This window comes from Streptomyces sp. NPDC002276 (assembly GCF_053891435.1).
Genome location: NZ_JBSFCQ010000002.1, coordinates 760,609 through 774,853 on the forward strand (window position 1 = coordinate 760,609; position 14,245 = coordinate 774,853).

Genomic DNA, 14,245 nt, shown 5'->3' on the forward strand with positions numbered 1-14,245 from the left:
GTCCTACTCCTCGACGAGGAGCTTCTCCCGCAGCTGGGCCAGGGTCCGGGCCAGCAGGCGGGACACGTGCATCTGGGAGATGCCGACCTCCTGCGCGATCTGCGACTGCGTCATGTTGCCGAAGAAGCGCAGCAGCAGGATCCGCTTCTCGCGCGGAGGCAGGTCCTCCAGCAGCGGCTTGAGCGACTCGCGGTACTCGACGCCCTCCAGGGCCTCGTCGTAGGCGCCCAGGGTGTCCGCGACCGCCGGGGACTCGTCGTCCGTGTCCGGGACGTCCAGGGACAGCGTGGAGTACGCGTTGGCGGACTCCAGGCCCTCCAGGACCTCCTCCTCCGAGATGCCCAGCTTCTCGGCCAGCTCGTGGACCGTGGGGGAGCGGCCGTGCCGCTGCGAGAGCTCCGCTGTCGCCGTGGTCAGCGACAGGCGCAGCTCCTGGAGCCTGCGCGGGACGCGCACCGCCCAGCCCTTGTCACGGAAGTGCCGTTTGATCTCGCCCACGACCGTCGGGGTCGCGTACGTCGAGAACTCGACCCCGCGCTCCGGGTCGAAGCGGTCGACCGACTTGATCAGGCCGATGGTGGCGACCTGGGTCAGGTCGTCCAGCGGCTCGCCGCGGTTGCGGAAGCGGCGCGCGAGATGCTCGACGAGCGGCAGGTGCATACGGACCAGCCGGTTGCGCAGCTCCGCGTACTCGACGCTGCCGTCCTTGAGCGTGCGCAGCTCGATGAAGAGCGCGCGCGCTCCGCTGCGGTCCTGGGGGTCGTGCCGGGTGCTCTGCGCACTCTGCACGACCTGCGCGCCCGCCACGTCGTCCCGCTCGTGCTCGCTCATCGCCTGGTCCGTCGCCCTTCCCCGAGCTTTCGCCTCCTCCCCCACGCTCGACTCAGTCGGAGCGGGGGAACCCCCGGCAACGGGGGAGACCCCACCAATACGCACGGCACCGTCCTGCTCACGTTGACCGTCGTCCGTCACACCGGCCTCCGAGGGTTCGTCCTCCGGATGCGGCCGGGCCTGCTCGGGAATTCCGCCGCAGGGCACCAGGGGGCCGGCGTCCGCCGTAGGGCGTGCTCCGCCCGTGCCGCCCTCGGCCGGCAGCTCCCGTGTGCCGCGCTCTTCGTCCCGCACCGGCCCGTCCCCGTTCCTCACGCCGGCCCGGGTCCCGCGCCGCGCTGTTTGTAGAGGCTGATCGTTACGGTCTTGTCCTCGTCGACTGCCGATGAGACCTTGCCCGCGAGGGCCGAGAGCACGGTCCAGGCGAAGGTGTCGCGCGAGGGCGCGTGACCGTCCGTCGTCGGGGCGGAGACGGTGACTTCGAGCGAGTCGTCCACGAGCCGGAAGACACAGCTGAGCACTGAGCCGGGCACGGCCTGCTGGAGCAGGATCGCGCAGGCCTCGTCCACCGCGATGCGGAGGTCCTCGATCTCGTCGAGGGTGAAGTCCAAACGGGCTGCGAGGCCGGCCGTGGCCGTACGCAGCACCGACAGGTAGGCACCCGCAGCCGGCAGCCGGACTTCCACGAAGTCCTGGGTCGCGGGCTCGCCTGCGATCTGGGACACCCTCACCTCCAAGGTGGTACAAGCTCTTTCGGGGGCCCAGGGGTCGCCCCCCGGGGTAACGCGATACTTGGTTCAGCGGTGACGCTACCGCGCTCTGAACTTTCCTGTCCCCGGGACCCCAACCCCATGTTGTCACTCATAGTAAACCTACGGATACGCTCCGTGGCTAGGGGTCCTGCGGGCCCAATTGGGAAGAGCGCGCGCCGGGTTGACGTACCCAGCCGTCAGACGGTCGAACCGTCGAAACCGGCGGTCGGAATGACGAGGTCACAGGAGTACGTGGTCGACGAAGCACCAGCGCCAGCTCTCCCCGGGTTCGTAGGTCCGCATCACCGGATGCCCGGATTCCTTGTGATGTGCTGTCGCGTGGCGCAGGGGCGAGGAGTCGCAGCAGGCGACATGGCCGCAGTAGAGGCACAGTCGCAGCTGTACGGGGTGGGTGCCGGCCGCCAGACATTCGAGGCAGGTCTCGCTCTGGGGCTTCGGTTCCGGGAGCGGCAGCGCGTCGGCGTGCGTGCACTGTTTCATGATTGCCAGATTACGACGGCTGTGCGGTTGGCCGCGCGGAAAAACTGAGGGCGGGCGAGGACGATGGACGTGATGCCACTGCTGTTGCTGGTGGCGGGAAGTGCCGTGGTGGCCGCCGGTGCCCGGCGCACCCCGGTGCCGGCACCGCTGCTGCTGGTCGCGGTCGGGCTGGCCGTCTCGTACGTCCCGGGGGTCCCGGACTACACCCTGGACCCGGACGTCGTACTGCCGCTGCTGCTGCCCCCGCTGCTCTACACGTCGGCCACCGACAGCTCGTACCTCGACCTGAGGGCCCAGGTGCGGCCCGTGGCGCTGCTGTCGGTGGGGTACGTGCTCTTCGCCACGTTCGTCGTCGGCTGGGCCGCCTACGTGATCGTGCCGGGGCTGCCGCTGACCGCGGCGCTGGTGCTCGGCGCGGTGGTGGCGCCGCCGGACGCGGTCGCCGCGACCGCGGTGGCCCGCCGGGTCGGACTGCCCTCGCGGATCACGACGATCCTCCAGGGCGAGTCCCTGCTGAACGACGCCACCGCGATCACCGCCTACAAGGTGGCCCTCGCGGCGGCGGTCGGCGAGGGCGCCACCTGGGCCGGAGGCATCGGCGAGTTCCTGCTCGCGGCCGTCGGCGGGGTCGGGGTCGGGCTCCTGATGATGGTGCCGATCCACTGGCTGCGCACCCACCTCAAGGAGGCGCTGCTCCAGAACACGCTCTCCCTGTTGATCCCGTTCGTCGCCTACGCGGTCGCCGAGCAGGTGGGCGCCTCCGGAGTGCTCGCCGTCGTGGTCGTGGCGCTCTATCTGGGCCACCGCGCGTGGGAGGTCGATTTCGCGACCCGACTCCAGGAGGAGGCGGTCTGGAAGATGGTCGCCTTCGTCCTGGAGTCGGCCGTGTTCGCCCTGATCGGACTGCAACTGCCGGTGGTCCTCAAGGGACTTGGCGAGTACCGCGGCCTGGACGCCGCCCTGTACGCGATCGCCCTCTTCCTTGTCGTCGTCGCGACCCGCTTCGTGTGGGTGTATCCGGCGGCCTTCCTGCCCCGCATGTTCTCCGCGCGGATCAGGGAACGCGAGGACAACCCCACCTGGAAGGGGGCGATGACCACCGCGTGGGCCGGCATGAGAGGCGTGGTCTCGCTGGCCATCGCCTTCTCGATCCCACTCACGGTGCACGGCGGCGACCCCTTCCCGCAGCGCAACATCATCCTGTTCCTGACCTTCACGACGGTCATCGGAACCCTGGTGGTGCAGGGCCTGAGCCTGCCCCCGATCATCCGGCTGCTGAAATTCCCCGGCCGCGACCCCCAGGCCGAGACGCTCGCCGAGGCCAACGCCCAGGCGCAGGCCTCCCGGGTGGCCGAGAAACGCCTCAACGCCCTTCTGGAGGACGAGCGCAACGCCCTGCCCCCTCCGCTGGCCGACCGTCTCCGCGAGGTCCTGGAGCGCCGCCGCAACGCCGTCTGGGAGCGCCTGGGCGCCACCAACCCCGTCACCGGCGAGACCGTCGACGACACCTACCGCCGCCTGTCCCGCGAGATGATCAGCGCCGAACGCTCGATGTTCGTGCGCCTGCGCGACGGCCGCTACATCGACGACGAGATGCTCCGCACCCTGCTCCGCAGACTGGACCTGGAGGAGGCGGCGGCTTATCGGGAGGCGGCGTAGGCCTGTCAGGAGGCCACCTGGGCCCGGCGTGAGGATCAGGTCGTGGACGCGGGGTGTGGCACGCGCTCCCCGCCGACCGAAGTGCGCGGGCGCCCCAGCCGCCGTTGTCGTCACTGGCCGACGTCCGTCAGTGTTCGGCGGGGAGGTGCCGATGTCCGTCAGTGTTCGGCGGGGAGGTGCCGATGTCCGTCAGTCTTCGGCCGGGAGGTGTCGACGTCCGTCAGTCTTCGGCCGGGAGGTGTCGACGTCCGTCAGCTTTCGGCCGGGAGGTGCCGACGCCCGTCAGTCTTCGGCCGGGAGGCGCCCCCGCCGCGTCGCCCGCGGACGCTGATGCCGGCGTCCTCGCTGCCTCGCGGTCGCACGCGCCTCGCCCCGCTCACCGGCGCGCCCGTCAACCACCGCCGCTTTCCCGCGACCTGAGCCGCCGGGCGGCCCCGGCGCCTGGCGGGACGCTACGGGAACGGTCGCCCGGTGACGACGGCGGCGACCGTGCTCCCGCGCGGGAAGGCCCCTTCGTCCACCAGGGCAACAAGTCCGTACAGCAACTTGGCGACATAGAGATGCTCGACGGGCAGCCCGTGGCGGGCCTCGAAGTCCTCGGCGAAGGCGTCGAGTTCGGCCGGCACGCGCGCGTAGCCGCCGAAATGGAAGCGCTCGTCGAGCGACCAGTCGCCGCGGCGGCCGCCGAAGGCCCGCTCCTGGAGGGCTGTGATGTCGGCGCGCAGGAAGCCGCCCCTGAGGACCGGGATCCCCAGCACCCGCTGGTCGGGGGCGAGTCCCGCGGCCAGCCCGGCCAGTGTGCCGCCGGTTCCGCAGGCGAGGGCGACCACATCGACGTCGGCACGCGCGCGCAGCTCCTCGCCCAGGGCCCGGCAGCCGCGTACCGCGAGGGAGTTGCTGCCGCCCTCGGGGACGACGTACGCGTCCTCCGCGTCCACCTCGCGCAGGATCCCGGCCAGTGCCCCGGGCTCGCCCTTGCGCCGGTACGTCGACCTGTCGACGAAGTGGAGGCGCATCCCGTCGGCCGCGCATCGAGCCAGGGACGGGTTGAGCGGGCGGTCCGCCAGCTCCTGCCCGCGGACCACGCCGACCGTGCGCAGACCCAGGAGGCGGCCCGCGGCGGCGGTGGCGCGCAGGTGGTTGGAGTAGGCGCCGCCGAACGTGACGACCGTACGTCCGGCCGCCGCCGCGAGATTGGGCGCGAGCTTGCGCCACTTGTTGCCGATCAGGTCCGGATGGATCAGGTCGTCCCGCTTGAGCAGCAGCCGCACACCGTGCCGAACGAAGCGCCCGTCCGTGATCTGCTCCACCGGCGACGGCAGCCGGGGCCGTAGGGCGGCGAGGTCGGGGCTGGTCACGGCACCATTGTCACCCGGGGCGCCCGTGGCCCTCGTGTCCCCCGGGGGTCACTTCAGGCGCTCGCCGACCCGATCGCGCAGCCAGTCCATCGTGAACCCGCGCGGGTCCACCTTTCCGGGCTGCCACTCCAGGTGCCCGATCACCGACCGCGCGGACCACTCGTGGTGGCGGCAGATCGCCGCGCAGACCTTCTCGATCGCCTCCAACTGGGCGTCGGGCCACGGGTCCTCGCCGTCTCCGAGGTTCTCGCACTCGAAGCCGTAGAAGTGCCGGTTGCCGTCGGTGTTGGCCTCGTTGTCGTGCGGCAGCCGCTTCTCGGCGATCACCGCGCGCAGCACGTCGTCGTCGCCCAGGCCCGCGTGGTTGGCGCGGCCGTAGCCGACCAGGTGGACCCTGCCGTCCTTGGTGATGACGCCGTGGCACAGCGGGCCGGGCAGGTCCGGGCGGCCCTCGCGGCACAGCTCCACCGTCCGCTGGCTGCCGCTGGTGACCGTGTGGTGGATCATCACGCCGTGGACGGGACCCCACGGGCCCTTGTGGTTGCGGTTGTGGTGCTCCCAGTCGCCGACCTCGACGACCGTGACGCCCTCGTCCCGCAGCGCGTCCAGGAAACCGCCTGCGGACATGGGTGAGGCCATGAACGCCTCCTTCGTGCTGTGCGACGGCCGACGTGCACGGCCGCCTGTTATCGCTGCTTGTACCGAAAAAGTCCTGGTACGCACGACTTGTTCGTACGGCGTGCGAGCCGATCCGGACAACGGCGGCCCCGGCCGCAACTCGAACAACATTCGACGTAAACAGCCCCCGTGCCCAGCACGCGAAGATCCATTCCCGCTCTTTCGGGTAATACCACCGGCACGCAGAGTGAGGAAAGCTGATGCGCGAGAACGAATGCCGGGCGCACAGGCCCGGCATGAATGGGGAGGGCATTTCTCTATGTCGGTAGGCGAAGAGGTCCGCGCGGAGCAGAACAAGCCGCAGCAGAGCCTTGGCACGGCGGCTGCGCGGAACCTGGCCACCACCACCAAGTCCGCACCGCAGATGCAGGAGATCAGCTCCCGCTGGCTCCTGCGCACACTGCCGTGGGTGAACGTGCAGGGTGGCACATACCGGGTGAACCGACGACTGAGCTACTCCGTCGGCGACGGCCGGGTGACATTCGTGAAGACCGGCGACCGCGTCGAGGTCATCCCCGCGGAGCTCGGCGAACTGCCCGCGCTGCGGGACTACGAGGACGAGGAGGTCCTCTCGGAACTGGCAGTCCGCTGCCGGCAGCGCGAGTTCGCCCCGGGGGAGGCGATCGCGTCGTTCGGCGGCCAGGCCGACGAGGTGTACCTGCTGGCACACGGCAGGGTGGAGAAGGTCGGCACCGGCCCGTACGGCGACGACACGGTCCTCGGAGTCCTCGCCGACGGCGCCTACTTCGGCGACCAGGCGCTGCTCGACCCGGAGGCCATCTGGGAGTACACGGCCCGCGCGGACACCGCCTGCACGGTGCTCGTACTGGCCCGAGGAGACGTCGAGCAGGTCGCGGAGCGCTCCGACACCCTGCGCGAACACCTCGCGCAACTGCGCGCGATCCCCGAGCAGCGCACCAACAAGTACGGCGAGAGGGCGATCGACCTCGCCGCGGGCCACTCCGGCGAGCCGGACATCCCGCACACGTTCGTCGACTACGACGCCCGGCCGCGCGAGTACGAACTGAGCGTCGCCCAGACCGTGTTGCGCATCCACTCGCGCGTGGCCGACCTCTACAACCAGCCGATGAACCAGACCGAGCAGCAACTGCGGCTCACCGTCGAGGCGTTGAAGGAGCGCCAGGAGCACGAGCTGATCAACAACCGCGAGTTCGGCCTGCTCAACAACTGCGAGTACGACCAGCGGCTCCAGCCGCACGACGGGGTCCCCAGCCCGGACGACCTGGACGAGCTGCTCAGCAGGCGGCGCGGCACCAGGATGCTCCTCGCCCACCCGCGCGCGATCTCCGCGTTCGGCCGCGAGCTCAACAAGCGCGGACTGGTCCCGGAGTCCATCGAGATCGCCGGCAACCGCATCCCGACCTGGCGCGGAGTGCCGATCTACCCGTGCAACAAGATCCCGGTCAGCGACCGGCGGACCACCTCGATCATCGCCATGCGTACCGGCGAGGCCGACCAGGGCGTCATCGGCCTCCAGCAGGCCGGCATCCCGGACGAGATCGAGCCGAGCCTGTCGGTGCGCTTCATGGGCATCAACGAACAGGCGATCATCAAGTACCTCGTGACGGCCTACTACTCGGCGGCGGTCCTGGTGCCGGACGCCCTCGGCGTCCTGGAGAACGTCGAGATCGGCCGCTGGAGGTGACGTTTCAGCAGCTGGACGCGGTGTCCCCGCCCTTCGGGGCGGGTACACCCCGGTCACATGCGCCCAGCCGCAGTGGAAACGCCACCGTCCGCGGACTCTCCGAGGGGGACCCCATGGCCGAGTTCAGGGCGGAGACGAAACAGCATCCTGACCGGACGCAGCCGGCCGACGGACACGAGGCGGCGGTGATCCTGGAAGGGGCCCGGACGACCGTCGACCCCGAACTGCGCTCGGCGATCGACTCGTTGCCCGGCTCCATGCGCAGGGTCGCGCTCTACCACTTCGGGTGGGAGCACGCGGACGGCACCCCGGCGGCGGGCAACGCCGGCAAGGCGATCCGCCCCGCCCTCGTCCTCACCGCGGCCACCGCACTCGGCGGCGAACGGGCACGGGCGGGCGCGCTGCGGGCCGCCGCGGCGGTCGAGCTGATCCACAACTTCACACTGCTGCACGACGACGTGATGGACCGGGACACCACCCGCAGACACCGGCCCACCGCGTGGACCGTGTTCGGCGACCCCGACGCGATCCTCGCCGGGGACGCGCTCCAGGCGCTGGCGCTGCGGCTGCTCGCCGAGGACCCGCACCCGGCGGCCTCGGCCGCCGCGGCCCGGCTCGCGGACTGCGTCGTCGAACTGTGCGCGGGCCAGCACGCGGACACCGCCATGGAGCAGCGCGCCCCCGACGAGGTCACCCTCGACGAGGTGCTCGCCATGGCCGAGGCCAAGACCGGCGCGCTGCTCGGCTGCGCCTGCGCGGTGGGCGCGCTGTACGCGGGGGCGTCCGCCGAGGACGTGGAGGCGCTGGACGCGTTCGGCCGACAGGCCGGGCTCGCCTTCCAGCTGATCGACGACGTCATCGGCATATGGGGCGACCCCGCCCGCACCGGCAAAGCGGCCGGCGCCGACCTCGTCGTACGCAAGAAGTCGCTGCCCGTGGTCGCCGCGCTCACCTCGGGCACCCCGGCGGCCGTGGAACTCGCCGAACTGTACGGAATGCCGTACGAGGAAGGGGACTTGGAGCGCACCGCGCTCGCGGTCGAGCGGGCGGGCGGCCGGGACTGGGCGCAGGCCCAGGCGGCCGACCGGATGGCGCGGGCCGTGCAGGAGCTGGCCCGGGCGATCCCGGACCCGCAGGACGCGGGCGGTCTGCTCGCGCTGGCCGAGTTCGTGACCCGGCGCAGCAGTTGAGGACTCCGGAGCCTTCGGGCGCCGTGCGGCCCTGACTCCGCACGGCGCCCGGGCTCCGGACCGGCGGGTCCCGCGCATCCCCACGGTGCGCGGGGCTCGTTACTCTTTGTTTGTGGCCCGACCCGTAAGTCCCGCTAGGCTCAACACCCGTACGGAATACGACTGTTGAGGCGCGGAGGCGGAACATGGGCGTGGCGATACGGGCGGCCGGCGAGGACGACCGGGAGTTGGTCGTCCGACTGCTGGACGACGCGTTCCAGGACGATCCGGTGAGCGGCTGGATCTTCCCCGACGCCGAGTACCGTCGCGCGACCCACCACAAGCTGATGGCCGCCTTCACGGACGCCGTGCTCGCCGACGGCCGTATCGACCTGGCCGAGGACGGCGCGGCCTGCGCGCTGTGGCTGTCCATGCCGGCCGAGGCGCACGCGGCGGACGGCGAGGACGAGGCCGTCGCGCTGCGGGAGTTCGTGGATCCGGACAACGAGCGAGTCGAGACGATCGTCCGGCTCATGGAGGAGGGGCATCCCACCGGCCGGGCCCACGAGTACCTGTGGATGATCGCCGTCGCACCGGACCGGCAGGGCGAGGGCCTCGGCGCCGCGCTCATCCGGCACGTCCTGGAGCGCTGCGACAGCGAGGGCCTGCCCGCCTACCTGGAGGCGAGCAGCGAGCGCAGCACCAAGCTGTACGAGCGGCTCGGCTACTCGTTCACCGACACCACCCTCGACCTCCCGGACGGCCCGCACATGTATCCGATGTGGCGGGAACCGAGGTCGTAGCGTGGAGCCCATGCCCGAAAACGAACCCACCGCCGCCACCGTCCTCCACATCACCGAGCGCGCCCTCTGGGACGCGGCCCGCGAGCGCGGCACCTACGAGTGGTCGACCCGTGGCCGCACCCTCCAGGAGGAGGGCTTCATCCACTGCTCGACCCGCGCCCAACTCCCGCGCGTGGCAGCCTTTTTGTACGGTTCCTACGACGGCCCCGACGAGCTGGTGGTCCTGGTCGTGGACCCGGCACGGCTCGACGCACCGCTGAAGTACGAGGCGCCGGAGCCGGGCGGGGAGGAGTTCCCGCACATCTACGGGCCGATTCCGGTGGACGCGGTGGTGGGGGTGGAGGTGTGGACGGCTTGAGCCGGTTGTGGCGCCGGGTCCTGGTCGGGTGGGCGGTCGCCGTGGCCGTCGGGGGCGGTCTCACCCTGTGGCTGCAGGACTCCGGCGGGCCGCAAGAGCCGTACAGCTGGCAGCTGAACAAGCCTGATGGCGAGACGCCGACGCCGTCGCTGAGTCAAGACGGTCAGGACGCGACGAACGACTGTCCGACGCCCACGGCCTCGCCGTACGACGACCCGCATACGATCTTCATCTGCCTCAAGAACGGCTAGGCAGCCCGCCGGTCTCCGGGTCGCGCCCCGTCAGGCAGTAGACACCGCCCGCCGGGTCCCGCATCACGGTCCAGTGCGTGCCGTGGGAGACGACACTCGCCCCGAGCCGCTCGTGCCGTGCCGTCGTCGTGCCGATGTCGGCGCAGGCCAGGTCGAGATGGGCGGCGGCGGGGCGTTCCTCGCCGAGGCGTTGGAGCAGGACGCGGATCGGCAGGCCGGGCGGGGGCTTGAGCACATGGAACTCGGGGAGCGCGCCGCGCAGCGACGCCCAGTCGCCCAACAGGGCGCTCCAGAAGGCGACTTCGGCGTCGTAGGAGCCGGGCCCGATGTCGAGGGACACCTGATCGAGGCGGCTCCCGTCCACGACGGGCGGCCGTAGCGACTCGCCGTGCCAGGGAACCGAGCAGAACAACTGCCCGGCGGGGGACCGGAGTACGGCCCAGCCGTCGTGCTCGTGCTCATACTCATGCTCGGTGACGGTGTCCGCGCCGAGCGCCAGCGCGGACGCCACGAACGCGGGCACGTCCTCGACGGAGAAGTCGAGATGGGCGCCGCCGGGCCCGGCCTCGACCCCCTGGACCTTCACGCAGGCGTCCGCCTCTTCGGGCAGCAGGGTGACGAACTCCCCTTCCCCGCCGCGCGGTTCGGACAGCCGGGTGCCCGTGACGGCCGTCCAGAAGGTCCGGGCGGGGTCGAGGAGCGCGCGGGGGCGGTCGACGAAGGCGTAGGTCCAGCGGACGGTGGTTCCGGCGGGGTTGCTCATGGCGTGATCGTAGGCCGGAGGCCGCGAACCGCCCCCCCCGGTGGACCTCAGTCCCCGCTGCGCTGCATGAACCGCAGCATGTTCCCGGCCGGGTCCCGGAACGCGCAGTCGCGGACACCGTACGGCTGGTCCGTCGGCTCCTGGACGACCTCGGCGCCGGATTCCTGGACGCGGGCGTAGAGGGCGTCGCAGTCGGCGGTGGTGAAGTTGACCCCGCGCAGGGTGCCCTTGGCGAGCAGTTCGGCCATGGCCTGCTTGTCGGCGGGGGAGGCGTCCGGGTTCGCGGCCGGCGGCTCCAGCACGATCTCCACGTCCGGCTGCAACGGCGACCCCACGGTCACCCACCGCATGCCCTCGAAACCGACGTCGTTACGGATTTCCAGTTCCAGCACGTCGCAGTAGAAGGCGAGCGCCTTGTCGTGGTCGTCGACGGCGATGAAGCACTGGCGGAGTTTGAGATCCATGGGGGACAGGCTAGGGGCGCAGGGGCGGTCCTGCCCGGTTTGGCCGGGTAAAAGTGCGGGCCACGCAGGACGGGATCACCGCGCCGGCCTCGTGGGAGCGGGCGCGGTAGGCGCTGGGGGTCTCGCCGACCAGTTCGGTGAATCGGGAACTGAAGGAACCGAGCGAGGTACAGCCGACGGCCATGCACACCTCCGTCACGCTCAGATCCCCGCGCCGCAGCAACGCCTTCGCCCGCTCGATCCGCCGCGTCATGAGATAGCTGTACGGCGTCTCCCCGTACGCGGCGCGGAAGCTGCGCTGGAAGTGCCCCGGCGACATCAGCGCGGTCCGCGCGATCGAGGCCATGTCGAGCGGCTCGGCGTACTCGCGGTTCATCCGGTCACGGGCCTGACGCAGCCGTACGAGGTCTTCGCGATTCACGTCGTCCAGGATGGCACGGGGGCCGCGCCGCTACCGTCTCGCCACCGGGTGCGGGGACTCAGCCGTAGGAGACGGCGACTCCGCGCTCGGTGAGACCGGTGAGGACGGGGTCGTAGCGGCCCGGGTTCTGGGGGTCTTTTCTCGGCATGGTGAGGGTTGTGAGCGCGGGGAGGGTGGTCAGGGCGCTCACGTCGGCCAGTTCCTTGAGGACGCCGAGGGTGAGGGTCGTGAGGTTCGGGTGGCCGGTGAGGGGGGACAGGTCCTTCCAGTCCAGGAACGACAGGGAGAGTGTCACGAGCTGGTCGACGGCGAAGTCCCGTGCGTTCTCGCACCTGTAGATCGTCAGTTCGCGCAACTCGGCGCAGTCCTCCAGCACTTGGAGGGAGGTCAGCCCGCCCACGCCGTAGAGGCCGATCTCGACCAGTGGGGTGCCGGCCAGGGGGGCGAGGTCCGTCAGGCGGGAGCCGACCACGGTGAGCTTCCGGAGTGCGGGCAGGGCGCTGAGGTCGCCGAGGTCGGCCAGGCTGTCGCAGCAGAAGTGCAGCTCTTCCAGGGCGGGCAGGCCGGTGAGAGGGCCGGGGGTGGTGAAGGACTCGCAGACGCCGACCGACAGATAGGCCAAGTGGTCGTGGTGGCCCAGGGTTTCGAGGTCGGTGAGCGCGGAGCAGCTCCACACTTCGAGTTTCCGGAGCACGGGCATCGCGGCGACGGGCGCGAGATCGCGGAGCTGGGGCATCCCGTGCAGCTTCAGCCCGCCGAGCGCGGGGAGGGCGGCCAGGCCGGAGAGGTCCTCCAGAGCGGGGCACTGGGAGAGGTCGAGCTGCGTCAGGGTGTGCGGGGCGCCGAGGCCGCGCAGGGAGGCGAGCCGCTCGCAGTCGTGGATCGCCAGCTCGGCCAGACCGGCCAGGGACGACAGCCCGGTCAGGTCCCGCAGTTCGGGGCAGGTCTGGAGCACGAGCCGGGTCAGCCGGGGGTGGGCGCCGAGGCCGCGGAGGGCACCGAGGCGCGGGCAGTTGTCGAGGGTCAGGTCGGTCAGCGCGGGGAGGGCGTCCGCGCCGGTCAGATCCCGCAGTTGCCCGCAACCGCGCAGGTCGAGGCGGGTGAGTACGGGGACGTCCCGGAGCCCGGCCAGATCGCGGACACCGGTCCAGTCGAGGTCGAGGGAGGCGAGCCGCTTCAGCCCGGCCAACTGCCGCGCCTCCCGGAACGAACGGCAGCCGCGCAGCGTCAGGCTCTCCAGCACCGGGAAGGCCGGCCCGAACCCGTCCGTGGACGTCACTTTGGTCATGCTCAGATCCAGCTCACGGAGCCTGCCGAGGGACAGCAACGGCGTCACGTCGGCCACGGCCCGGCACCGGTGGAGGTTGAGGCGGACCAGTTCCGTGAGGCCGCTCAGCGGGGCGAGATCGTCGATTCCGGCGCAGCCGTTCAGATCCAGCTCGGTCAGCGCGGTCAGGGCGGCGACCTCCGTGAGATCGGTGAGGTCCTTGCAGCGGAAGACGTGGAGTGTACGGAGCATGGTGAGGTGCCGTAACCCGGCGAGCGAGGCGCGCCGTTGGAGCCGCACCTCGGTCCGGCCCTCCCGGCGGAAGGCGGGGGCGAGCAGCGCGGCACAGAACGCGTCCGGATCGGCGGCCTCCGTCCACAGCCGCAGCAGGACGTCGGAGGAGAGGTCGGCGACGGGGGCGTACCGGGCGGCCAACGCGAGCGCGTCTCCGCCGTCCACGACGAGGACGAGCTCCCGGACCGCTTTGCGGGCCTGAGGCTGGGTGGCCGTCGCCAGGGCGGCACGGAGTTCGTCTAGGCGGGGTGTGGTGGCGCCGGTGGTGGTCGCGTTGCCTGAGGTCATGGGGGCGAACGTAGTCGGCGGGTCTGACAACGCCGGGGTGGGCGGGGGGAGTTGATGCGTGCGACGCGATGAAGGGGCCTGGCATACGGCGACGCGGACCGGCACACGACGAAGGGACCCCACCGACGAACCGGCGGAATCCCTTCCCCACACCCGCTGACCTGCGATGGTGCACCGATCGCCGGTCGAGTCGGGCCGGGCCGACTGGGTGTCAGGCCTTCTTGGTCTCCCAGAAGATCTTGTCGATCTGGGCGATGTAGTCGAGCGCCTTCTGGCCCGTCGCCGGGTCGGTGGACGCCTTGGCGGCCGAGAGGGCCTTCAGGGTGTCGTTGACCAGCTGGTGCAGCTCCGGGTACTTCTCGAAGTGCGGGGGCTTGAAGTAGTCGCTCCAGAGCACCGAGACGTGGTGCTTCGCGAGCTCGGCGCGCTGTTCCTTGATGACGATGGCGCGCGCCTGGAAGTGCGGGTCGTCGTTGGCGGCCATCTTGTCCTGCACGGCCTTCACCGACTCCGCCTCGATGCGGGCCTGGGCCGGGTCGTACACACCGCAGGGCAGGTCGCAGTGCGCGCTGACCTTCACCTTGGGGGCAAACAGGCGGGAAAGCATGGAGCGTTCCTTCCTCGTGATCGTCTTCTCAGGTGGGACATTACTCCCTGGAGAAGCTGATTTCGCGAGTGCCCCCATGGGCTTAGGACAAAAGTACGGGGTCGGACTCAGACTG

The 14,245-nt window shown here is 71.0% G+C and carries 16 protein-coding genes; 6 read left to right on the forward strand and 10 right to left on the reverse strand.

Going from position 1 to position 14,245, the window contains the following annotated elements; genetic code table 11:
- Positions 1-3: 3 nt before the first annotated feature.
- The 3 genes from ACWIHT_RS08630 to ACWIHT_RS08640 form a co-directional block, all read right to left on the reverse strand.
- Entirely contained in the window at positions 4-1,146 is a 1,143-nt protein-coding gene (locus tag ACWIHT_RS08630; RefSeq protein WP_456165769.1) for an RNA polymerase sigma factor SigF, read from the reverse strand.
- On the reverse strand, positions 1,143-1,556 hold the full coding sequence (locus ACWIHT_RS08635; RefSeq protein ID WP_020130755.1) for an ATP-binding protein: 414 nt from the start codon (positions 1,554-1,556) through the stop codon (positions 1,143-1,145). Before ACWIHT_RS08635 ends, ACWIHT_RS08630 begins: the two co-directional genes overlap by 4 nt.
- Positions 1,557-1,823: 267 nt before the next feature.
- Entirely contained in the window at positions 1,824-2,084 is a 261-nt protein-coding gene (locus ACWIHT_RS08640) for a UBP-type zinc finger domain-containing protein (protein WP_019072181.1), read from the reverse strand.
- A gap of 63 nt (positions 2,085-2,147) precedes the next feature.
- On the opposite strand from ACWIHT_RS08640, the gene ACWIHT_RS08645 reads away from it, so the two are divergent.
- A complete protein-coding gene (locus ACWIHT_RS08645) occupies positions 2,148-3,743 on the forward strand; it encodes a Na+/H+ antiporter (protein WP_456165771.1) in 1,596 nt (531 codons plus the stop codon).
- A 452-nt stretch (positions 3,744-4,195) separates the two neighbouring features.
- On the opposite strand, the gene ACWIHT_RS08650 is transcribed toward ACWIHT_RS08645, so the two are convergent.
- Both ACWIHT_RS08650 and ACWIHT_RS08655 read right to left on the reverse strand, forming a co-directional pair.
- Entirely contained in the window at positions 4,196-5,101 is a 906-nt protein-coding gene (locus ACWIHT_RS08650; protein WP_456165773.1) for a 1-aminocyclopropane-1-carboxylate deaminase/D-cysteine desulfhydrase, read from the reverse strand.
- Positions 5,102-5,149: 48 nt separating this feature from the next.
- Positions 5,150-5,740, reverse strand: a complete 591-nt coding sequence (locus tag ACWIHT_RS08655; protein ID WP_456165775.1) for an N-acetylmuramoyl-L-alanine amidase — start codon at positions 5,738-5,740, stop codon at positions 5,150-5,152.
- A 298-nt stretch (positions 5,741-6,038) separates the two neighbouring features.
- Here ACWIHT_RS08655 and ACWIHT_RS08660 point away from each other — a divergent pair, with 298 nt between their 5' ends.
- The 5 genes from ACWIHT_RS08660 to ACWIHT_RS08680 all read left to right on the forward strand — a co-directional run bounded on the left by ACWIHT_RS08660 (position 6,039) and on the right by ACWIHT_RS08680 (position 10,026).
- Positions 6,039-7,445: a family 2B encapsulin nanocompartment shell protein gene (locus ACWIHT_RS08660; RefSeq protein ID WP_456165777.1), complete on the forward strand. Its 1,407-nt coding sequence runs from the start codon at positions 6,039-6,041 to the stop codon at positions 7,443-7,445.
- Between the two features lie 113 nt (positions 7,446-7,558).
- The gene (locus tag ACWIHT_RS08665; protein WP_456165779.1) at positions 7,559-8,635 is read left to right on the forward strand and encodes a family 2 encapsulin nanocompartment cargo protein polyprenyl transferase; all 1,077 of its coding nucleotides are present in this window, start codon (positions 7,559-7,561) and stop codon (positions 8,633-8,635) included.
- 185 nt (positions 8,636-8,820) lie between these two features.
- Positions 8,821-9,417 carry a GNAT family N-acetyltransferase gene (locus ACWIHT_RS08670; RefSeq protein WP_456165781.1) on the forward strand — a complete coding sequence of 199 codons (597 nt, stop codon included), beginning with the start codon at positions 8,821-8,823 and terminating at the stop codon, positions 9,415-9,417.
- Positions 9,418-9,427: 10 nt separating this feature from the next.
- Entirely contained in the window at positions 9,428-9,775 is a 348-nt protein-coding gene (locus ACWIHT_RS08675) for a DUF952 domain-containing protein (RefSeq protein ID WP_456165783.1), read from the forward strand.
- A complete protein-coding gene (locus ACWIHT_RS08680) occupies positions 9,763-10,026 on the forward strand; it encodes a hypothetical protein (RefSeq protein ID WP_456165785.1) in 264 nt (87 codons plus the stop codon). The genes ACWIHT_RS08675 and ACWIHT_RS08680 overlap by 13 nt, the downstream gene beginning before the upstream one ends.
- Here the strand turns inward: ACWIHT_RS08680 and ACWIHT_RS08685 are convergent.
- The 5 genes from ACWIHT_RS08685 to sodN all read right to left on the reverse strand — a co-directional run bounded on the left by ACWIHT_RS08685 (position 10,013) and on the right by sodN (position 14,130).
- Complete coding sequence (locus ACWIHT_RS08685) at positions 10,013-10,789, reverse strand: VOC family protein (RefSeq protein WP_456165787.1); 777 nt, start codon at positions 10,787-10,789, stop codon at positions 10,013-10,015. The genes ACWIHT_RS08680 and ACWIHT_RS08685 overlap by 14 nt on opposite strands.
- 47 nt (positions 10,790-10,836) lie before the next feature.
- Positions 10,837-11,253 (reverse strand): VOC family protein, encoded by a 417-nt coding sequence (locus ACWIHT_RS08690; protein WP_019072193.1) that lies wholly within the window; start codon positions 11,251-11,253, stop codon positions 10,837-10,839.
- A gap of 10 nt (positions 11,254-11,263) precedes the next feature.
- On the reverse strand, positions 11,264-11,674 hold the full coding sequence (locus ACWIHT_RS08695) for a helix-turn-helix transcriptional regulator (RefSeq protein ID WP_019072194.1): 411 nt from the start codon (positions 11,672-11,674) through the stop codon (positions 11,264-11,266).
- Positions 11,675-11,732: 58 nt separating this feature from the next.
- The gene (locus tag ACWIHT_RS08700; protein ID WP_456165790.1) at positions 11,733-13,523 is read right to left on the reverse strand and encodes a leucine-rich repeat domain-containing protein; all 1,791 of its coding nucleotides are present in this window, start codon (positions 13,521-13,523) and stop codon (positions 11,733-11,735) included.
- A 211-nt stretch (positions 13,524-13,734) separates the two neighbouring features.
- Positions 13,735-14,130, reverse strand: a complete 396-nt coding sequence (gene sodN / locus ACWIHT_RS08705) for a superoxide dismutase, Ni (RefSeq protein ID WP_019058247.1) — start codon at positions 14,128-14,130, stop codon at positions 13,735-13,737.
- Positions 14,131-14,245 lie beyond the last annotated feature (115 nt).

Coding starts and splice junctions, on each gene's coding strand:
- ACWIHT_RS08640 (WP_019072181.1), bottom strand. CDS start 2,084: ATGAAACAGTGCACGCACGCCGACGCGCTGCCGCTCCCGGAACCGAAG.
- ACWIHT_RS08675 (WP_456165783.1), top strand. CDS start 9,428: ATGCCCGAAAACGAACCCACCGCCGCCACCGTCCTCCACATCACCGAG.
- ACWIHT_RS08660 (WP_456165777.1), top strand. CDS start 6,039: ATGTCGGTAGGCGAAGAGGTCCGCGCGGAGCAGAACAAGCCGCAGCAG.
- ACWIHT_RS08685 (WP_456165787.1), bottom strand. CDS start 10,789: ATGAGCAACCCCGCCGGAACCACCGTCCGCTGGACCTACGCCTTCGTC.
- ACWIHT_RS08670 (WP_456165781.1), top strand. CDS start 8,821: ATGGGCGTGGCGATACGGGCGGCCGGCGAGGACGACCGGGAGTTGGTC.
- ACWIHT_RS08645 (WP_456165771.1), top strand. CDS start 2,148: ATGGACGTGATGCCACTGCTGTTGCTGGTGGCGGGAAGTGCCGTGGTG.
- ACWIHT_RS08690 (WP_019072193.1), bottom strand. CDS start 11,253: ATGGATCTCAAACTCCGCCAGTGCTTCATCGCCGTCGACGACCACGAC.
- ACWIHT_RS08700 (WP_456165790.1), bottom strand. CDS start 13,523: ATGACCTCAGGCAACGCGACCACCACCGGCGCCACCACACCCCGCCTA.
- ACWIHT_RS08655 (WP_456165775.1), bottom strand. CDS start 5,740: ATGGCCTCACCCATGTCCGCAGGCGGTTTCCTGGACGCGCTGCGGGAC.
- sodN (WP_019058247.1), bottom strand. CDS start 14,130: ATGCTTTCCCGCCTGTTTGCCCCCAAGGTGAAGGTCAGCGCGCACTGC.
- ACWIHT_RS08665 (WP_456165779.1), top strand. CDS start 7,559: ATGGCCGAGTTCAGGGCGGAGACGAAACAGCATCCTGACCGGACGCAG.